Origin of the sequence: Campylobacter sp. 2352 PW, assembly GCF_024723575.1 — a bacterium.
Lineage (GTDB): Bacteria > Campylobacterota > Campylobacteria > Campylobacterales > Campylobacteraceae > Campylobacter_D.
The window spans coordinates 115883-136376 of sequence record NZ_JANQCX010000004.1 but is presented as its reverse complement, the minus strand read 5'-3'; the positions used below and the strand labels follow the sequence as shown (position 1 = coordinate 136376).

The following is a 20494-nucleotide window of genomic DNA, read 5'->3' as shown; positions in this document are numbered from 1 at the left end:
TCTTAAGGGTTAGTATGATTTATGAAAATGATTATTTATTTATAGAAAAAGAAAATTCTCAAATTCCTTGGGTGAAAATTTTTACTAAAGAAAATTACAGAGAATTAAGTGATTGCCCAGCCTTTTTGCAAAATATGATTTTTCAATATGTTTTAGCTTGTGAATTAAGCCTTAGAGAGTACTATAACCCAAAAAAAATCAACATAGCTTCCTTTGCAAACTATATACCAAGAGTGCATTTTCATGTTATGGCACGTTTTAAAGAAGATGGGTTTTTTCCTGAATGCATGTGGGGAAAACAGCAAAGAGAAATTAAGGATTTAAATTTACCTGACTTTGAAGGATTTATATCAATTTTACTTAACAAAATAAAAAATATTCATGTTTAAAAAATTTATTAATTCTAGCTATATAGCTTTATTGAATCATCCACTTGGAGTTATTTTTTATTTATGTTTTTGGTTTTTTGTAGCATTTTTTAATGATTCATACCAAACTAGTATTTTTTTACTTTTAACCCTATTTATAATTTTTTGTGAAACATTCACTGAATCAAAAAGCAATTTAATACAAAATTATAAAAGTTTGAAAAATTTATGGGTTGGATTTTTTGGGCTAATTTTTTATATATTTTTAAATTTTATTTTTAAAGATGGTATAGAAAATTATTTAATATTTTTTACTAATAATTCTTTGTATATTTCCTTAACAACAGCTCTTATAGCTTTAGTATGTGCAAGAAAATTATATGATTTTAATTATTTTCATCATTTTTTAGCTGCCATTTCTTTTAGTATAAGCTTTTGGTTCATTTTTGGTATATTTTTGGCTATATTTTATGGTTCATTTGATTTTTTATTTGATATTTCTTCAAGCATGTTAGATTCTTGTGTTTTATCATTATGGCTTTGTAGTGCTGGAATTTTTTCTTTATTTTTACTTGGCAATTTTACTTCATACAATTTTCATAAAATTTTTGTTTTTATACTAAATACTTTTAGTATTTTATATATAATCATGCTTTTTACCTATGGTTTAGGAGCATTATTTAATCTTTTAGAAAATCTTAGTATAGTTCATTTATGTCTTTGGTTTGGTAGTTTTTTATTAATTAATCTTTGGATAAATTTATCTTTTTATAAAATCAAAAAATCATTACTTTATGCCTTTTTTATTGTGGTACTATCACTAAATATTTTCGTATTTTATGCTATTATAATTAGAATTACACAATATGGCTTTACGCCAGAACGCTTAGCAGTATTAGCTTTAAATTTATGGCTTTTGATTGCAAATTATCTAAGCGTGTTTAAACAAAAAATAGCATTAAAATTTTCTTTTTATCTACTTGCATTTATGGCGCTATTTTTAGGATTTTTTGCAAATTACATAAGCTTTTCTTCACAAAAATATCAATTGCAAAAATTAGAAATCTCTATATATTCTTTAAATCTTGACTATATTCAAAGCAGGCAATATTATAATCAAATTAAAAGCATCAAAAACACCTTGCATAATCTTAATAAAAATTATAACAACAATTATAGTTTTGATGATTTTTTAAAAACTTATAATTTAACTCATTTAAAACCACAAAAGATAGAATTTCACAATATGTCCAAAAAATTTCATCCAAAATACTCTAAATTAAAAGAAAATTACGATGAAGTATTATTTGATTTTGTTGCTAATTCAAGCGACTTTAAATATTTTATGAAGATTGATAATAATACCTTATATTTTTTACTTCAGGAAAAAGAACTTTTAAAGCTTGAAAATTTTGACAAAATCTTAAAAAATTATCAGAAAAATTCACAATTAAGCTACAAACTTAGCAATAACTCGTCTTTGATTTTTATCCCTTTGGAATTTGACATTAATATAAAAGGTCAAATAACTTTTTTCAAAACTCATATTTTCATTAAAAACACCAAATAGACTTTATTTATGCAAATTTTCAAATCTGCACAAATAATAAATCACACAAAGCTTAATTCCAAATTTGCCACCATTTTTTATTTTGCTGTTTTAATTTTTGCATTAAAATATTTTGATTTTTTAATGCAAATTCATTTTCTTCATCAAGCTTTAATAATTCTTTAGTACACTCTAAAGCTTGCTCGTATTCTTTTAGCTCTTCTAAACACTGAATTTTTCCCACCAAAGCATCAGTATTTTCTTTTGTTATCTTTAAGCAATCTTCATAACATTGCAATGCATCGTGAAAATCACCTAAATTTCTTAAACACTCTGCCTTATAATAATGTGTCCAATTTTGACTTTCATCTAAATTTAAAGCCATATTAAGATATTTTATAGCTTCTTTAAAATCTTGCGAATACACTTTAACTGCACCCATAAAATGATAACACTCATATGATTTTGGTTCAAGCTCACTTGCTTTTTTTGCTGCTTTGAAGCTTTCATCATATTTTCCTAAAAAGCTTAAAATTTGTGCTTTTTCTATCCAATACTCCCCAATATCATCAATTATTTTTAAGCATTCATTGATGTCTTTTAAAGCTTCATTATATTTTTCAAGATTTCTTTTACATTTTGCTCTATGAAAATATGATTCATCATCTTCTTCATTACTTAAAATCACACTATCGTAGCATTTTATCGCTTCATCAAACATATAAAGATCTTCATAACAAAGCCCCTTATAATACTTTGCTCCATTATGGTTTTTATCAATTTTTAAAGCCTTATTTAAATCTTCTATAGCTTCTTCTTCTAAACTTAAATTATATTTAGCAATTCCTCGCCAAAAATAAAGTTTAAAATTATTTTTATCCACCTTATACGCTGCATTACAATAAGCTATTAATTCTTCATAAGATTCAAGTTCTTTTGCACAATATGCTCTTTCAAGTAATACATCTTTTAAATCAATATAATCTTTATATGTTTTTATAAGCTCATTGTATTCATCCATAGCTTCTTGAAATCTTTCAAGCTTGCTTTTGATCCAAGCTCTTTGAGAAAGAGAATTAACATAATCTTGAGTATTATTTTGCTTTTTATAGTATTTAACAGCTAATTCGCTATCTTCTAAAGCTTCCTCGTATTTTTCAAGATCAGATTTTAAATAAGCCCTATTAAAAAACACATCAGGATATTCTTTTTGATATTTCAAAGCTTTTTCATAACTTATCAAAGCTTCATCATATTTGTCTATTTCATATAAACTATTACCCAAATGATAAAAACCATAAGGAACTGCGTGTTCAAGTTCTGCCAATTCTGATGGAGTAAAATCATGCTTTCTTGCTCTTTCTTGATAATATTTAGCTGCTAAATCAAAATCTTCTATAGCCTCTTCAATCATTTTTAGGTTAATTTTAGTGTTGCCTCTATTAATATATGCTTGAGCGTATTCTTCATAAAGCTCAATTGTTTTATCATAATACTTCAAAGCTTGTTCATAATCTTTTAAATCATACAAAACTCTAGCTAATGCAAAACATGGATATTGTAAATTTTCATCTAATTCAATTGATTTTTTAAAAGCATCTATTGATAATTCTATCTTTTCTAGATCTTTATAAATATGTCCCAAAATCAAATATGCCATTGCGTTTTCATTGTCTAATTCAATAGATTTTAAGCAATCTTGCAAAGCTCCTTCTAAATCATCAACTTTACGTTTATTATTAGCCCTTTTATAATACGCATCAGCAAAACTCTCATCTTGCTTAATCATCTTAGTAAAAAATTCTATAGCTTTTTGATAATCTTCCAAATTCTCACAAGCTACACCTTGATAATAAAAAATCTGCGAGGATTCAAAACCTAAATCTTGAGACTTTTTAAAATCAATCAAAGCCTGTTTTGGATCAACACTAAGCAAAGTAATGGCTCTAGTATAATAAGCCATATAATATTCTGGAGCCAAATCAATACAAGTTTGCAAATCTTTTAAAGCTTTTGTGTGCTCATCTAAAAGTATATAAACTCTAGCCCTATTAAAATATGCTAAATAATATGCATTATCTAGCGCTATAGTTTTATTAAAAGCCAAAAGTGCTTCTTGTAATAAATCTAATTTAAAATTACATAGACCCAAAAGATTAAATAAAAATACATTACTAGGATCAAATTCTACAGCTATGGTTGCATCTTTAAGTGCTTCTTGAAATTTCAAACAATTAAATCTACAAAGCGCTCTATTATGGTAAGCTTCTAAAAGCAAACGATGTTTGTCTTCATCATCTATAAAAATCATTTTACCATCTTGAGCAAGCGTAACCTCGCCTTTGCAAAAAGCTATAAGTTCACTTAAAACCTCATCGCATTTTTCAAATTCTGAATTTTCAAAATATTCTTTAGCTAAATCTGATAATTCAGTGATTAGATTATCCAAATATTAATCCTAGTTTTGATTTTCTTTATTTAGACTTTTTAAAAATTCTTCTATATTATATTTTGCTCTATAAGTTTCACTCATTAAATGAATTAAAATATCACCTAAATCAAGCACAGTCCATTCTTCGCTACTTTCTATATTTAAAAACTCTTCACCCTTACTTTTAAGATTGGTTTTTAAATCATCAATCAAAGAAAGCGCATGTCTTTCCCCCATAGTAGTAGCAATCACTACAAATTTAACAAAATAATCTTTATCTTGCATATCAAAAGTTTCTATTAAATCTGCTTTTTTATCATCTAAAATCTGTACTATATTATTAATTCTTTCTTGCATTATTTTCCTTTTGTTAAATATTTTTAAATTTAGAATAATAAAGCTTAACTTCTTCTTTGATTTGCTCACAAACTTGCGATGTTTGCAAGGTTTCTCTTATAAAAGAAGAAGAGATATTTACTTTAGTATCTAAAGTTTTAAAATGTTTTGGTATAAAAATACCATCTCTTTTAGCTACAACAAATTCTACCAAATTTTGCAATCTTTCAAATTCATGCCATTTTTCAAGACTTTGTAAATGATCAGCTCCCAAAATAAGATAAAATTTAGAAATTTCATATTGCTTATGCAAAAAATCAACACTTTCTATACTAGGCACAGGCCTTTGTTTTTTTATTTCAAAATCACAAATTTCAACTTTTTCCAAACCTCCCCAAATCATTTCACACCATTTTAAGCGTCTTTGCTCATTTGCGGTAAATTCTTGCTTAAAGGGGCTAATAAAAGTTGGCATAATAATGAGTTTATCAAGCTCTAAATTTGCTAGTGCATTAAAGACTATAGCATTATGCCCTAAATGGGGTGGATCAAAACTGCCACCAAAAAGTGCGATTTTCATTAAAATTTAACCTTTTTTTAGTAGAATTTTACCTACTTAATCATAAAAAGGAAATGAAAATGGCTGTAAAAGTTGCAATAAATGGTTTTGGACGCATTGGAAGATGTGTTGCAAGAATTATTATGAAGCGCGATGATATCGAACTTGTAGCGATTAATGATACTACTGATATAGAGCTTACTAAATATCTTTTTAAATATGACACCGTTCATGGGGTATACGATGGTAGTGTTGAAAATGATGGTGATGATTTAATAATTGATAATAAAAAAATAAAAGTTTTAAAAAGCAGAAATGTAGCGGATTTAGACTTTGCAAAATATGGTGCACAAATTGTTTTAGAGTGTACTGGCGCACACTTAACTATGGAAAAATGTCAAGGATTTTTAGATCATGGGGTGCAAAAAGTTATCATGAGTGCACCTGCAAAAGATAAAACTCCAACTTATGTTTTAGGGGTAAATGCTCACGAATATAAAGGCGAAAACATCATCTCAAATGCAAGTTGTACTACTAACTGCTTAGGTCCAATTTGTAGAGTTTTACAAGATAATTTTGGCATAGAAAAAGGCTTAATGACTACTATACATGCCTACACAAACGGACAAAGCATTATTGATGCAAAAGCAAGAGATAAAAGAAGATCACGTGCTGCTGCGCAAAATATCATTCCTACCTCAACTGGTGCAGCAAAAGCTATGAAGCTTGTTATGCCTGAGCTTGATGGAAAATTACACGGTCAAAGTATGCGTGTACCTGTAGCTGATGTATCAACTGTGGATTTAACTGCAACTTTAAAGAAAAAAGTAAGTAAAGAAGAAATCAACGAAGCCTTTAGAAAAGCAGCTGCTAGCAATTTAAAAGGTATATTATTAGTAGATGATGAAGAAAGAGTTTCAAGTGATTTTATAACTTGCTCTTATGGTGCGATTGTAGCAAGCGATTTAACTCAAGTAATTTGTGATGATTTTGTTAAAGTGGTTGCTTGGTATGATAATGAATGGGGATATTCTTCTCGTTTGGTAGATATGGCAGTATTTATAGCAAAGGCTTAAGATGAGTAGTATTTTATCGATTAAAGATATTGATCTTGTAAAGAAAAAAGTATTTATTAGATGTGATTTTAATGTTCCTCAAGATGAGTTTTTAAATATCACTGATGATCGTCGTATTCGCTCGGCTATCCCTACTATAAGATATTGTTTAGACAATGGCTGTGCAGTTATTTTAGCTTCACATTTAGGACGTCCAAAAGAAATAGCTTCAAAATACTCTTTAGAGCCGGTTGCAAAAAGACTTGCACGCTTAATGTCTAAAGAAGTCATTATGGCTAAAGATGTTATAGGTGAAGATGCAAAGAAAAAAGCTAGCGAATTAAAATCAAGTGAAATTTTGCTTTTAGAAAATTTACGTTTTGAAAAGGGTGAAACTAAGAATGATGAAAACTTAGCCAAAGAACTTGCTTCTATGGCTGATGTTTATATTAATGATGCTTTTGGGGTTTGCCATAGAGCCCATGCTAGTGTTGAAGCTATTACAAAATACTTTGATAATGCAAACAAAGGTGCGGGATTTTTACTCCAAAAAGAAATAGAATTTGCAAGCAACCTTATCAAGCACCCTGCGCGTCCTTTTGTAGCTGTAGTAGGTGGTTCTAAAGTAAGTGGGAAATTGCAAGCTTTGACTAACTTACTTCCAAAAGTAGATAAGCTCATCATAGGTGGAGGTATGGCCTTTACTTTCTTAAAAGCTCAAGGTTATGATATAGGAAATTCTCTCTTAGAAGAAGATTTAATTGAAGAAGCAAATAAAATCTTGCTCAAAGGTAAAAATCTAGGGGTGAAAATTTATCTTCCTGTGGATGTTACAGCAGCACAAACTTGCTCTCAAGAAGCAGTAATGAAATACACTCCTGTGCAAGAAATTCCTGCGGGTTGGATGGGGCTTGATATAGGTCCTGCTAGTGTAAGGTTGTTTAAAGAAGCACTTTCTGATGCTCAAACTATATGGTGGAATGGACCTATGGGGGTTTTTGAAATCGATAAATTCTCAAAAGGCAGTATTAAAATGAGCCATTATATTAGCGAATCTCATGCAACAACTGTAATAGGTGGTGGTGATACTGCTGATGTTGTAGCAAGAGCAGGTGATGCTGATGAGATGACTTTCATTTCAACCGGTGGTGGAGCATCATTAGAGCTTATAGAAGGAAAAGAACTTCCTGGTGTAAAACCTTTGACTATAAAGGATAATGAATGATTTTTGCAGCAAATTTAAAGTGTAATCATACAAGATCAAGCTTTGAACTTTACGCTCAAAAATTAAACCAAAACTTAAACAAAGAAGATGAAATTTTCATCTTCCCTCCTAGCATAGCTTTCTTAAAAGACAATTTTTCATTTCAACAAGGCGCGCAGAATTTCTACCCTTGCGAAAATGGAGCATATACTGGAGAAATAGGTAAAATTCACTTAGAAGAATTTAACATCAAAAGCGTTTTAATAGGCCATTCTGAAAGAAGAGCTTTAAAGGAAGATGAAAGCTTTTTAAAGGCTAAATTTGACTTTGCAAAAAATCTTGATTTTAATATCATTTATTGTATAGGCGAAAGTTTAGAAACTAAAAATGCCAACAAAAGCTTGGATTTTTTAAAAAAACAAATTGAAAATATTGATTTATCTTATAAAAAACTTATCATAGCTTATGAGCCTATTTATTCTATAGGCACAGGAGTTAGTGCTAATCTTGATGATATCAACACTATACTTAATTTCTTAAGAGAATTTACCAATGCTAAGCTTTTATATGGCGGAAGTGTTAATCAAAGCAATATTAAAGAAATTTGCGCTTTAAAAAATTGCGATGGAGTATTGATAGGTTCAGCTGCATTAAATGCAAATGATTTTTTAAATATGATACAAATAGCTAAAGGTTAAAAAATGTCTTTGGGCAATGAAGAATTAAAAAGCATATTAGAGCATAAAATCACTCTATTAGAAAACTCACACAAAGAAGAAAAAAATATCTCATTAGAGGCTGTAAATTCTATCATTAAAATTTTAGGCTTACCAAATGAATTTAGCCCTTTGGCGCATAGATATTTTCAACTTCACACCCCACCTAGTCTCATATGGCTTCATTTAAGTGAATGCACAGGGTGTAGCGAGAGCTTACTTAGAACTTCATTGCCAGATTTTTTGGATTTAATTTTTGATTTTATTTCCTTAGAGTATCATGAAACCTTTATGAGTGCTAGCGGACATCAAGCAGAATCACATTTAGAGGAAGTTTTAGAAAAAAAAGATTTTCTTTTAGCTGTTGAAGGTGGAGTTTGTGCTATAGATCCTTTTTATCTAACCATAGGAGCACATGGTGAAAATGGATATGAAATTTTACAAAAATGTGCTAAAAATGCTAAAACAATCTTTGCTATGGGAACTTGCTCAAGCTATGGAGGAATTCAAGCTGCACATCCAAATCCTACCAAAAGCATAGGAATTTCTAAAGTCTTAGAAGAAAAAGTAATCAATATACCAGGTTGTCCCCCAAGTGATGTAAATATCATCGCAGCACTTTGTTTTTATATATTATTTGAGCAAGATATGGCTTTAGATGAGCAAAATAGACCTTTAGCCTTTTATGGTAAATGCTTACATGATTTATGCGAAAGAAAAGCTAAATTTGAAGCAGGAAATTTTGCTCAAAGTTTTGATGATGAAAATATAAAACAAGGCTATTGTCTTTTTAAAGTAGGTTGCAAAGGACCTTATGCTTATAATAATTGTCCTAAGGTTAAATTTAACTCCAAAACCTCTTGGCCAGTAGCTGCAGGACATGGATGCATTGCTTGTAGTGAAGAAAATTTTTGGGATGATTTTGGTTTTTATGAAAAACCTATGAGTAATGAATTTGCTTATAATGATTTTTCTATTATATTAGATGATAAAATAGTCCATAATAGTTCTATCAATGAGCTTAATTCAAATAATATTTTACTAGATTTAGAAAGTGATACTAGTGGGATTTTTTATCTAAATGATATAAAGATTAATTTTTTAGATTTTAGTTTTGAAGCTAATCCTAAAGTTTTCTTAAATAATTTTGCAAAAACCAAAATGACTATGACTTTAGTGCAAAATTACCAAGAGCAATTTAAAACATATTATGATTTTATACAAGAAAATTACGATGATGAAAGCAAAACTAGCAATAATATCTTAGACTTATTTTATTTTATATATCCATTTATTAGTGGAAAAAAATTAAATCATTTAGATGAGTTTTTAGATCTTGCTTTAGCTTATAAGTTTAAACATCCTAGCAAATTTGATTTTAAAATCACAATTAATGAACAAGCAAAACTTGATGTTTCTAAATCAATGCGCATGCCTTTAATTTATATTCTAGGCGGCTTAGATAGAGAAGGTATTGCTTTTGGATTGATTTTTTCTTTAAAAGAACATTTAAAACAAGCTCTAAAAGCATGCAAAAAGACACATAACAAAGAGCAAATTTTAATATGTGCAAAAAACGAAAAATTATTAAAATTATTTTGGGATTTAACGAGCATTTAAAGACTTAATGCTAAAATATTTATCTCCCTAAATATTTGAAATTTGCAAAGTGCAAAACTTTGCAAATTTATTCAAGATTTGGTTATTTTGACGATATAACCTTATCTTTACTTGAAAGGAAAAGCTATGCAAATTTCTAGCTACAATTCTCAAAATTTTTCTATGGATATTAAAACAAAAAATGGCAATCATCTTTCTTTTTCTATGTATGATAAAAAAGAAGCAAAATTAGATAAAGATGGAAATTCAGCATCTTTGAGTTTAAGAAATCAATTTGGTTTTTCATTTTCATATAGTGGAACTAAACTTTCACAAGAAGAAATTGAAGAAATAAAAGAAGCAGTAGCCAAAGTACAACCTCAAATCGATGAGTTTATGAAAAACTCAAGAGTAGGAACCTTAAAACCAAAAGAGCTCATTACCACTGCAATGAAAATTGGCGATGCCTTACCTGAACCAAAAAATGAAGAACATAAAAAGGCTACTTTACATGAGTTATTTAATACCATGGATAAGAGTTTAAACAAAGAAATAAATAAAACTGATCTTGAAGATATTAAAAAGCAAATCTTCCAAGATAGCACTAAATTACTAGAAGAAATTTGGGAACAATACAACAAACAAAAAGAACAAAAAGAAGAAGACAATAAAGAATTTGGATTTTATGCTTAAAAAAGGAAATAACATGGAAGTAAAAGATATTTTAAAAAGCATGCTAGAACTCCAGCAAAAACTAAATGATGATACCAATGGTATAGGATGGGAAAATGGCTATACGAAAGAAGGTAAATTGATTAGTTTTAGAAGATGTATTTATATGGAGTGTGCTGAGCTTATTGATTCTTTTGCTTGGAAACATTGGAAAAGCATACACACTCCTGCAAACTGGGACAATGTGCGCATTGAAATAGTGGATATATGGCATTTTATTTTAAGTTTGATTTTAGAAGAATACAAAGAAAAACAAATAGATGATAAAAATTTCATAGCAGAGGAAGTTTCTTCTGTAACTTTTTTTGATGACTTTTGCAAAGAAACTTCTAATCCAAATGAAGCAGATATCTATGGAATTTTAAATGATATTGAGCTTATTATCCACAAATGCAGTGGTTTTGATTATGATTTAGGTGAACTTTTGAGTGCATATTTTGTTTTAGCTAGAAAATGTGGTTTAAATTTCTTTGAGCTTTATAAAACCTATATTGGAAAAAATATATTAAATCAATTCAGACAAGAAAACGGCTACAAAGAAGGCACTTATAAAAAAACTTGGAATGGCACAGAAGATAACGAAGTTTTAAATCAAATTTTAAAAGAAACACTAGATTATAAAGAAATCTATCAAAAACTTCAAGATGCTTATAAGCAAATTAAATGAATATACTATACCTAAGCTTGCAAGATTTTCTTAGCAAGCCTTTTTTAAAATTCTCAACTTTGCCTTTTTTAATCAGCCTAGTTATTTTTGCCCTGCTAGTGTATTATAGTTATGATATATTTTTTTCTTATATTGAAGATGTAGTCAGTGGCTCTTTTATGGCTTGGTTTTTTAGTTTTTCTATAGTGCAATTTTCACTTGCATTTTTAAGCGCTATAGGAGGATTTTTTATAGTAGTATTTGCCTCTGTATTTTTTACTATGTTTATAATTTCCTTTTTAACTCCTTATATAGTCAAAAAAATCAACCAAAAATACTACAACTATTCTATGCAAAAAGAAGTAAATTCTTTAGAAATTTTACTTAAAACATTCAAATTTTTACTCATCTCATGTGTATTATTTGTAGTAGCTACTTTCTTGTTAATTATACCTTTTGTTAGCATTGTGATTTATTATGGAGTATTTTATTATTTATTTCACAAACTTTTATTGCTAGATGTATTAAGCAATGTCTTAGATAAAAACAATTTTGATGATTTTCATAAAAATTCATCACCATTATACTTTAAAATTATCACTTTAGTCTTTTTTGCTTTATCAAGCATACCTTTGCTTGGTTTATTTTTACAAGTATTTTATATAATCTTCTTAACCCACTTAAGTTATCAAAAAATTTTAAAACTTAAAGCCAATAATAATGGACGAAAGAATTAAAAAATTTATCCATTCACAAAAACTTTTAAATTTAAGTATGCTTGATGAGGATGGTGGAGTATATTGCGCAAGCTGTTATTATGCTTTTGATGATAAAAATTTAGCTTTAATTTTTGCTAGCGAAGAACATACTAAACATATTCAACTTGCCTATAAATCCCCTAAAGTAGCAGTTAATATAGCGCTAGATACAGATGTTATTAATCTTATTAAAGGAGTGCAGATCAAAGCTCTTTTTCAAAAAGCCACCAAAGAGCAAGAAAGAATATACTATAAAAAATTTCCCTTTGCAAAACTTGCACAAGCTTGTATTTTCGCTTTAAATATACAATGGGCAAAATACACTGATAATAAAATTTTACTTTCCAAAAAATTAGAATTTTCTCTTTAAAATACTTTTAAAATATATTGTATTTTTAATAAAACCTAATATTATTTATAAATTTTTAAATATTTTTTTAATAAAATCATATAATTTACCATAGTAGTAAAACTTTAAATTTTTAACTTTTCAAGGAGAAAAAAATGTTCTCATCTATCAAAAAATATTTACTAAGTAATTTTTCCAACAAAATTGCCTTTTTGGTTTGTATTTTTGTTATAGTTTTATTATGTGTTTTAGGTGTTTTTAATTATATTAAATCAAAATCTAATAGCCATACTTTGTTAGTTCAATTTCAACAAAAAGTTGCTTTTGATGTAAGCAAAAGATTTGATTTATATGCAAGTGATAGACGTAATATAATTAATTCTTTAACAAAATATATCAAAGAAAATAAGCATAATCTTAATTCAAAACAATACACTAGCTTGTTAAAATCCATAGGAGATTCTTTAGGTTTTGACTTAACTTATGTAGGATTTGAAGATGGCTCTATGTTTAGATCAAATGGCAACAACCAAACTCCAGAAAGTGGTTATGATCCTAGAACTAGAGGATGGTATAAAGAAGCCAAAGAAAAAAAAGAGTTAATTGTCACAGAACCATACATATCTTCTAGCATGAAAAAACCTACTATTTCTTATGCCAATCCTATTATAGAAAATGGTGAAGTTATAGGTGTAGTTGCTGCTGATTATGATTTAAAAAAATTCTCAGAAGAAGTTTTAGCTATAGGCAAAACACCTTATTCGCATGCTGCTGTTTTAGCCCATGATGGAACCTATCTTTTTCACACTGATCCTTCTAAAATTTTAACCTCAACCAATACAAGTAAAGATATTGTTGCATATTATCTTAAAACACCAGAAGGTGCAAATAGAAGTCTTTCAAAAGATATTTTTAAAATTCAAACAAAAGAAAATGAAACTAGAGCTTTAATTTGTAATGGTGGAATTAATCCAAAATATGTTATCTGTTCTATAGCTGATTATGATTTTTACAATGATGCAGCTAAACAAACACTAATGGAACAAATTATTATTTCCTTGATTGCTATTTTTTTCACTTTGATTTTTATTAGAATGATTATTTCTTACAATCTTAAACCAATTGCGATCATTTCATCAGGATTACATAATTTCTTTAATTATTTAAACCACAAAGATTCTCACTCTCATCCTATTAAGCTTAAAACTCAAGATGAATTTGGAAAAATGGCAGAAGAAATTAATGAAAACATTGAGATCATTAAAGAAGCTCTAAACAAAGATGCAAAAGCCATTGAAGAATCTGTCAATATTGCTAAAAAAATAGAAACAGGTGAGCTTGATTTGCATATTAGCTCTCATGCTAACAACCCTCAAATTCAAGAATTAATGAAAGTGTTAAATAGTATGCTTACAACTTTACAAAGAAAAATTGGCAGTAATTTAAACGAAATTTTAGCTGTATTTGATAGCTACAAACGCTTAGATTTCACAGCAACTATTAATGCACCAAAAGGCGATATTGAAAAGGCCATAAATTCTCTTGGAGATGAAATAAAAAACATGCTTACACAATCACTTCACCAAGGAGAATTACTCAACCAAAAGGCCGAAGCACTCAAACAAAGCATGCAAGAACTTACAAATGATGCTACACATCAAACCTCATCACTGCAAGAAAGCGCAAGAGCTTTAGAGCAAATGAACTCGGCTATGAGTGAAATTTCCATTAAAACACAAGATGTAGTAAAACAAAGCAATGATATCAAAAATGTAACTACAGTAATTTCAGATATTGCAGATCAAATTAACCTACTTGCATTAAATGCAGCTATTGAAGCTGCACGTGCTGGTGAACATGGACGTGGCTTTGCTGTTGTTGCTGATGAAGTTAGAAATCTAGCTGAAAGAACTCAAAAGTCTTTAGGTGAGATTGAAGCTAATACTAATATCTTAGCCCAGTCAATAAATGATATGGGTGAAGCCATAAAAGAAGAAGCAGATGATATTAGTCAAATCAATGAATCAGTAGCTACCATAGAAAAACTCACACAACAAAACTCTCAAACAGCTATGCAGACTAATGCTATTGCAAATGAAGTAGATTCTTTAGCACAAGATATGCTAAGTGAAACTAAAAAAAGAAAATTTTAAACATAAAGATGCCTTTTAGGCATCTAATTTTTAAGAAAAAGAAGGTTTAATTTGCTCTAACCAAGCATCAATTCTACTTTCTGTTAAATCCTCATGATTATCATTATCTAATGCTAGTCCTACAAACTTATCACCTTCTACGGCTTCACTTGATTCAAAAGTATAACCACCCGTAGAAACAGCACCTACCAAATTTGCACCCGCTGCTTTTAAAGCTTGAGCAAGTTTTCCCATAGCACTGCAATATGTGTCCGAATAGCTTTCACTATCTCCCATACCAAAAACTGCAACAGTTTTACCACTAAGATTTAAAGCTGAAAAATCAAAACCATCCCAATCATCTTGAAAATCACCACTTCCCCAAGTAGAAGTTCCACAAATTAATTTATCATAAAAATTAATTTTCTCTGCATCAATATCTGCGATATTTAACACATCTGAAATTCCTAATTTTTGAGCGATCATGTTTGCCGCACCTTCGGTATTACCCATTGAACTACCATAAATTACTGCTATTGACATTTAACATCTCCTTAAAATTTGATTATTAATAGTATAGGGAACTAATTTTAGCAAAGTTTTATTATTTTCGCATAAAAAATGTCTTATTTCTTCATGTTGAGTGAAATTTTTATTTCTTGGATACACAATATAAAATCTTTCAAAAGAATTTTCTTTTATAAATTGCAAAGCAAGCTCTATATCTTTATCACTATCTTTACAAAATAAAGGCATGACTGCCATTTTTTCATTAATGATAATGATATTTTTATAAATCTTTACTTTGGATTTGGTATTGCTTTTGCAAATTTTATCATATACAAAAGCCTCAAAAGCAACTTGTAAAGGCAAAGTAAAACTAGGTGATAAGAACACATTTTGTATTAATTTAGCTAAAGTATATTTTGGCATCTTTGCTTCAAGTTGTATTTGATTTAAATTTCCTTCTTTATAAGCTTTGATGATTTTATGAGAATATGGACAAAATTGTTTTATTTTGCTAAATCTCAAAGTCCTTTCTATGCTCATATTTTGAATTTTTAACTCAAAAATATTTCTTAAACAGTCAGCTTTTTTTGCATAGATATAAGGTATTTTTAGATCATCTTCAACTAAAGAATTATATAAATTTAAAAAAATATGATTAATACTTTTTTGTTCTAAATCTCTAAATATTTTAGGTATAAAATCCTCTTTTTCATTAAATCCAAACATACACTAAGCCTTCTTTGCGCACTCATAGGTTTGATCAAGTCCAAAAACCTTACAATATTCACAATACACGCAACTTACACTGCGTTTAGCACAAACTAAAGGTATATTGCGTTTTTTTGCCTCTGTTTTGATTTTTTTCATAGTATTATGATTTAAAAAACTAGTAAGCATAACTATACATTCAGTATTTTGTGGAATGGGTTTTCTATTTACCCTATTTTCATTTCTAGCATCCCAATGCTCTATGCTTTTTGCACCTAGGTTTGTCAAAACTGCTTTTATTGGGGTTATTTCATCCGCTCCGATAACCAAAACTGACATTGAGTTTTCCTTTTTATAAAAATGATAATTGTTATTATAATTTATAAAAGATAAATTTTTACTGATACTCAATATCAATTTTTTAAATTATATATTATGAGTTTGTTCAAAGATATCTGTGTGTAAAATTTCTTCTAAAATCACTGTGGCATACGAGCCTTTTTGCAAGAAAAACTCCAAAGTAAAATGAGATTTTTCTTCATCATAATAACCTTTGCAATCTTGCAAATAAGACCACATAAAGCGCCTTGAACCTTGCATTTTATTTTTAAACTCATATGCAAAAGAAAAAATCTCATTTTCTAATTTTTTAGCTAAACCTTCGTTTGCTTCATAAGCTTTAGAGCCTATTAAAAGACCCATCGCGCTAATATCTTTTTGATTGAATCTTTCTACTTCACTTGACAAATCTTCACATATAAAACATTTACCAAAAGGATAATGTCCTAAAACTTCGCCCTTTAAAAGTTTAAAAAACTGCTTTTGATTTTTTAAACTTTTGATTTCTTCTTTTTCTAAACCATAAATTTGTTTTATTTCTTTTTCACTAAATTCATTAATAAAATGTGACAATTCCACCCTTTTGCTCAAATATCTATTAAAAAGCTCGCTTTGAAAAGCAGAAATTAAAAATTCTTGCATTTTTTTATTTTTGATTTTTTTGCCTTTTAAAATTTCTAGTCCTTGTGAAAAATTATCTTGAAATTTGCCAAAACGCTGATATCCAAAATAATTAGCAAAGCCTTGTTCTTGGATATTTTTAAAAGCTTGTTCTATTTTTAAAGCATCTACTTTTGAAACTTTTTTTAATCTTATAAAAAATGAATTTCCTTTTAAATGCCCTATTCTAAGTTTATTATCATGATAAAAACTTTCTAAAATTTTCATCTTATCATGTTTAAAATTTTTTAGACTCTCTTCAAATTTTTTAGGCATAGAAATATATTGAAAAGTTAAGCCTTGTTTATCTTTTAAACCACTATAACCAAAATCTCTCATTTTAACACCGCTTTGCTCACTTAAAATTCTCAAAGCCTCGCTAGTGCTTAGATCTTTTTTTTGTATATGTAAAATTAAATGTTCACCTTTACCACTAAATTCATACAAAGACTTTTCTCTTACTACAAAATCATTACTATTTTTTGAAAAATACACATTTATTGGGCTGTGTTTTAAAGTATATAAGGGCTTAAAAATGATGTTCTCTTCCATAAAATTTATACCTTCCTGTTGTTGTTTTTGCAAAAATATTCAGTTTAATTCTATGCTTTTTTGCCATATTTTGTATAAATGCTTTATGTTTTTTATCAAAAGCAAATAAAATTTCATATTCTTCTGCACTATTTAAGCTAAATTTATCTAATTTTTTAAAAAATTTTATATTAAGTTGATTTTGAAACAATATTCTTGATAAGTCTTTATTTAAACCATCTGAAATATCCATACTTACTCTAACTTTTTTTGCTATATCATAAAAAAATTTTTGTCTCAAACTAGGTTTTATAAAACGATGTTTAGAATGCAATTTTCCACCGCGAAATAATATATTTAAACCTTTTAAACTCTCACCTAATTTCCCACTAAAAGCAAGCAAATCTCCTTTTTTCAAACCTTTTCTAAAAATAGCCCTTTTATTTACCTTAGAAATAATAGTTATACTAATATTGATTTTATTATCCGCTATGGTATCTCCGCCTATAATTTGTACTCCAAATTCTTTTGCACTATCTAGCAAGCCTTTTTGCAAGGCTTTAACTTGTTTCATTTCTAAACATTTTGGTAAAGAAAGTCCTAAAAGAGCGTATTTTGGTGTAGCATTCATAGCAATTGCATCAGAAATATTAACAAGCATAGCCTTTGCTCCAATTTGTTCTAAACTCATCCAAGAGCGCTTAAAATGCACGTCTTCACAAAATAAATCTTTAGAATAACAATATCCATCGATTATTGCCCCATCGTCTCCATTGATAGAATTAGCAAAGGCGTTGATAATAAATTTTTCTTTATCCATGTGAATATTTTATACAAAAAGCTTTTAATTTTATATAATAATCAAATTTTTATAAGTTTAAAATGTATATAATGAAAAATAATACCAAGGATAAAATATGCAAATAACTTTAAGAATTTTTCGTTTTGATAAAGATAGTGATTATTTAGCTTATTATAAACCTTATGTTTATGATAGTAAAAATTTTAAAAGTGTTTATGATGTTTTAAGTCAAATTAAAAAAGATGACATATATTTTGATTTTGAAGAAAATCCAGAAAGTTGCATTAAAGTCAATCAAGTTACAATCAGACAAAGAAGAGATTTAAATAATATCATAGAAAGATTTGGCAAAGAACTTACCATAGAACCACTTGATACCAAAAGAGCAACCAAAGATTTAATCATGGATAAAAGTGATTTTTTAGAAAAGCTCGAACTTTTTAAAGGACTTATTGATATACACGATATAGAACTTTATAAACAATATGATTTTTTATATTACACAAGTGAAGTTAGGGAATTTTTACCTGAATATCTTGGCGATAGCTTTTTTGTATTTGCTTATAAAATGCTACTTAAATACCCAGAAAAAGCACCCCAATTTTTAAAATTAGTCGCAGATGAAGAAAAAGGAATTTATTATCACACAAAATTTAAAAATTTTATTTCTTCAAATGAGCTTGATTATGAATCTTATATTAAAGAATTAAAAGTTATGCTTGTAAAATCAGGCCTTGCAAGAAGTATTTTTTAAGGAATGAGTAATGTATAAAATCTACACCAATAGCAATAATGATTTATTTTGTTATTTTGATATTATCAAAGATGCTTTAGATAAAGTTGGAGTTCAAAGCACATTATGCGAAAAGCCTTTGGGTAAAAATTATTTTATTATTGATTATGATCCAAAAGATATCTTAGATGAATATTCTAGAATGATGGATGAGGATAATATTTTAGCTTGCGAATGTAGCTCTTATGAAATTATGAGTAAAATTGAAAAAATCCAATATGCTCCAAAGATTTTTTTAGATCATCTTAAACAAGAACACATTAAGCATTTTTTTGAAAAATTTAATATAGGTGTATATCAAGGATTTTCAGACGCAAGCTGCTCTTTAGAGCTTGCCAAAGTGCTTAAAGCAAATGTAATAGATTTTGAAAGAAAATACAAAAGTTGTGGCTATAGTTTTTTAAATTTAAACACCCAATTAGCATACAAATGTGCAGCTTCTGTTGTATTAGATGCTTATGATAATGGTTGTGATTTTTTAGTAATTGAGGATTTTTATTCTTTTTATATGTTTGATAAATGTTATAAAGAATTACAAGCTATTTCAAATAGAAATTTTGAAGATTTTTATATTTTAACTTTTGCAGAGCTTGCAAATTTAGCTCTAGGTATAGTACCATACACTTTAAAAAAACACAAATTAAAAGTGAGTTTAATCAATGAAAATCGCTCTTGAATGTAAGGATTTAATTTTAGAAAAAACTTTAGAAATCGCTTTGAGGGATTTTTTAGTTTTAAAAAAAGATTGTGATTTTTTAGTCTGCGATGAAAAAGTTAACACGCAAAAACCACAATTTATCATCAATAAAAAATCAAATTTTTTATCTCATCCTTTTAATATAGAGGAATTACTTAATGCTTTAAATGATTTCAATGCAAGTTTGCAAAGTATTGCTTATAAAATAGCCATGCGTGAAAAAAAACTTATGAATCAAAAATGTGAAGCCATTTTAGAGCAATTACGTCAAGAAAGTCATGAAAAAATCGATGCGATATTTGATCTTTACAAAACAGAATTAAAAAATCTTATCAAAGAAGAAAATAATAATGCATAAAATACAAGAATATCAAAGCGTAAAAGATTTTTTAAAAAATTACAAAGAAGATAAAAAAACAAACTCAAAAAAACAAACTCAAAAAATTTACACCACCATAGAAAGTGGAATCTATAAAAGTAAAAAAATTTTACTTCCTAGTCTAGATACCACAAGAAGCACCAAAAGCATAGTAAAATCTTGTGTTTTTAATGTTTTGCGTTTTTCTTTACAAGATAAGGTTTTCATAGAGGCCTTTGGAGGAAGTGCTTTAATGGCATTAGAGGCAAGAAGTAATGGCTGCTTAAAAAGTTATGCTATAGAAAAAGATAAAAAAGCTTATGAAATTGCTTTAAAAAATGCTTCCAATATTGATCAAAATACCATTTGCTTTAATGATGATACTTTTAAAAAAACCCCTCAAATTATTCAAAATTCCAAAGAAGATATTATTTTATATCTTGATCCACCCTTTGATATTAGAGAAGGTTTTTTTGATATTTACGAAAAAACTTTAAAGTTGATAGAAAATATAAAAAATTCAAATGTTAAAATCATCATCATAGAACATCACAGTACTTTTAAAACTCCAGCTAAAATACAAAATTACGAAAAAACAAAAGAAAAAAAATTCGGTTCAACCACTCTAAGTTTTTACTCCTTTATATAAATTTGGAACCTTT

23 protein-coding genes and 1 pseudogene are annotated in these 20494 nt (G+C 28.0%); 16 read left to right on the top strand and 8 right to left on the bottom strand.

What is annotated here, in order from left to right; all coding sequences use genetic code 11:
* Positions 1-14: 14 nt before the first annotated feature.
* Positions 15-389 carry an HIT family protein gene (locus tag CAMP5121_RS03605; RefSeq protein WP_337214805.1) on the top strand — a complete coding sequence of 125 codons (375 nt, stop codon included), beginning with the start codon at positions 15-17 and terminating at the stop codon, positions 387-389.
* A complete protein-coding gene (locus CAMP5121_RS03600) occupies positions 382-1938 on the top strand; it encodes a hypothetical protein (protein WP_337214804.1) in 1557 nt (518 codons plus the stop codon). The genes CAMP5121_RS03605 and CAMP5121_RS03600 overlap by 8 nt, the downstream gene beginning before the upstream one ends.
* A 52-nt stretch (positions 1939-1990) precedes the next feature.
* Here the strand turns inward: CAMP5121_RS03600 and CAMP5121_RS03595 are convergent, their stop codons facing one another.
* The 3 genes from CAMP5121_RS03595 to nadD are packed head-to-tail and all read right to left on the bottom strand — an operon-like array spanning position 1991 to position 5264.
* Positions 1991-4366 carry a tetratricopeptide repeat protein gene (locus tag CAMP5121_RS03595; protein ID WP_337214803.1) on the bottom strand — a complete coding sequence of 792 codons (2376 nt, stop codon included), beginning with the start codon at positions 4364-4366 and terminating at the stop codon, positions 1991-1993.
* Between the two features lie 9 nt (positions 4367-4375).
* A complete protein-coding gene (gene rsfS / locus CAMP5121_RS03590; RefSeq protein ID WP_012661160.1) occupies positions 4376-4705 on the bottom strand; it encodes a ribosome silencing factor in 330 nt (109 codons plus the stop codon).
* A 13-nt stretch (positions 4706-4718) separates the two neighbouring features.
* Positions 4719-5264, bottom strand: a complete 546-nt coding sequence (gene nadD / locus CAMP5121_RS03585; protein ID WP_263678587.1) for a nicotinate (nicotinamide) nucleotide adenylyltransferase — start codon at positions 5262-5264, stop codon at positions 4719-4721.
* A gap of 59 nt (positions 5265-5323) precedes the next feature.
* Here nadD and gap point away from each other — a divergent pair, with 59 nt between their 5' ends.
* The 10 genes and pseudogenes from gap to CAMP5121_RS08120 all read left to right on the top strand — a co-directional run bounded on the left by gap (position 5324) and on the right by CAMP5121_RS08120 (position 14455).
* Positions 5324-6319, top strand: coding sequence for a type I glyceraldehyde-3-phosphate dehydrogenase (gene gap / locus CAMP5121_RS03580; protein WP_337214802.1), 996 nt, complete (start codon positions 5324-5326; stop codon positions 6317-6319).
* A 1-nt stretch (position 6320) separates the two neighbouring features.
* Positions 6321-7523, top strand: a complete 1203-nt coding sequence (locus CAMP5121_RS03575; RefSeq protein WP_263702470.1) for a phosphoglycerate kinase — start codon at positions 6321-6323, stop codon at positions 7521-7523.
* On the top strand, positions 7520-8200 hold the full coding sequence (locus CAMP5121_RS03570) for a triose-phosphate isomerase (protein WP_263702471.1): 681 nt from the start codon (positions 7520-7522) through the stop codon (positions 8198-8200). Before CAMP5121_RS03575 ends, CAMP5121_RS03570 begins: the two co-directional genes overlap by 4 nt.
* Before the next feature lie 3 nt (positions 8201-8203).
* On the top strand, positions 8204-9838 hold the full coding sequence (locus CAMP5121_RS03565; RefSeq protein ID WP_263682777.1) for a hydrogenase small subunit: 1635 nt from the start codon (positions 8204-8206) through the stop codon (positions 9836-9838).
* A gap of 126 nt (positions 9839-9964) precedes the next feature.
* Positions 9965-10510, top strand: a complete 546-nt coding sequence (locus tag CAMP5121_RS03560) for an ATP-binding protein (protein ID WP_214098576.1) — start codon at positions 9965-9967, stop codon at positions 10508-10510.
* Positions 10511-10523: 13 nt separating this feature from the next.
* Positions 10524-11216 (top strand): dUTPase, encoded by a 693-nt coding sequence (dut, locus tag CAMP5121_RS03555; protein ID WP_240390174.1) that lies wholly within the window; start codon positions 10524-10526, stop codon positions 11214-11216.
* The gene (locus CAMP5121_RS03550; protein ID WP_337214801.1) at positions 11213-11932 is read left to right on the top strand and encodes an EI24 domain-containing protein; all 720 of its coding nucleotides are present in this window, start codon (positions 11213-11215) and stop codon (positions 11930-11932) included. Before dut ends, CAMP5121_RS03550 begins: the two co-directional genes overlap by 4 nt.
* Complete coding sequence (locus CAMP5121_RS03545; protein WP_337214800.1) at positions 11916-12323, top strand: pyridoxamine 5'-phosphate oxidase family protein; 408 nt, start codon at positions 11916-11918, stop codon at positions 12321-12323. The genes CAMP5121_RS03550 and CAMP5121_RS03545 overlap by 17 nt, the downstream gene beginning before the upstream one ends.
* Before the next feature lie 134 nt (positions 12324-12457).
* A pseudogene (locus CAMP5121_RS08125) lies at positions 12458-13108 on the top strand (cache domain-containing protein); the annotation flags it as partial.
* A 231-nt stretch (positions 13109-13339) separates the two neighbouring features.
* Positions 13340-14455, top strand: coding sequence for a methyl-accepting chemotaxis protein (locus tag CAMP5121_RS08120; RefSeq protein ID WP_412174993.1), 1116 nt, complete (start codon positions 13340-13342; stop codon positions 14453-14455).
* Positions 14456-14485: 30 nt separating this feature from the next.
* Here CAMP5121_RS08120 and fldA read toward each other — a convergent pair whose 3' ends face one another.
* The 5 genes from fldA to CAMP5121_RS03515 form a co-directional block, all read right to left on the bottom strand.
* Complete coding sequence (fldA, locus tag CAMP5121_RS03535) at positions 14486-14977, bottom strand: flavodoxin FldA (protein WP_337214798.1); 492 nt, start codon at positions 14975-14977, stop codon at positions 14486-14488.
* Positions 14978-15670 (bottom strand): hypothetical protein, encoded by a 693-nt coding sequence (locus CAMP5121_RS03530; protein ID WP_263663831.1) that lies wholly within the window; start codon positions 15668-15670, stop codon positions 14978-14980.
* A gap of 3 nt (positions 15671-15673) precedes the next feature.
* A complete protein-coding gene (locus CAMP5121_RS03525) occupies positions 15674-15991 on the bottom strand; it encodes a DUF2325 domain-containing protein (RefSeq protein ID WP_012661148.1) in 318 nt (105 codons plus the stop codon).
* A gap of 87 nt (positions 15992-16078) precedes the next feature.
* A complete protein-coding gene (truD, locus tag CAMP5121_RS03520) occupies positions 16079-17212 on the bottom strand; it encodes a tRNA pseudouridine(13) synthase TruD (RefSeq protein WP_337214812.1) in 1134 nt (377 codons plus the stop codon).
* Positions 17181-18002, bottom strand: a complete 822-nt coding sequence (locus tag CAMP5121_RS03515) for a thiamine-phosphate kinase (RefSeq protein WP_337214797.1) — start codon at positions 18000-18002, stop codon at positions 17181-17183. Before CAMP5121_RS03515 ends, truD begins: the two co-directional genes overlap by 32 nt.
* Positions 18003-18099: 97 nt before the next feature.
* Here CAMP5121_RS03515 and CAMP5121_RS03510 point away from each other — a divergent pair, with 97 nt between their 5' ends.
* Genes CAMP5121_RS03510 through CAMP5121_RS03495 form a run of 4 tightly spaced genes read left to right on the top strand, consistent with a single transcriptional unit; the run spans position 18100 to position 20481 of the window.
* Positions 18100-18738 (top strand): DUF5644 domain-containing protein, encoded by a 639-nt coding sequence (locus tag CAMP5121_RS03510; protein WP_257396275.1) that lies wholly within the window; start codon positions 18100-18102, stop codon positions 18736-18738.
* Positions 18739-18748: 10 nt separating this feature from the next.
* On the top strand, positions 18749-19453 hold the full coding sequence (locus tag CAMP5121_RS03505) for a hypothetical protein (RefSeq protein ID WP_337214796.1): 705 nt from the start codon (positions 18749-18751) through the stop codon (positions 19451-19453).
* Positions 19437-19832 carry a hypothetical protein gene (locus tag CAMP5121_RS03500; RefSeq protein WP_263663828.1) on the top strand — a complete coding sequence of 132 codons (396 nt, stop codon included), beginning with the start codon at positions 19437-19439 and terminating at the stop codon, positions 19830-19832. The genes CAMP5121_RS03505 and CAMP5121_RS03500 overlap by 17 nt, the downstream gene beginning before the upstream one ends.
* Entirely contained in the window at positions 19825-20481 is a 657-nt protein-coding gene (locus CAMP5121_RS03495) for an RsmD family RNA methyltransferase (protein ID WP_337214795.1), read from the top strand. Before CAMP5121_RS03500 ends, CAMP5121_RS03495 begins: the two co-directional genes overlap by 8 nt.
* Positions 20482-20494 lie beyond the last annotated feature (13 nt).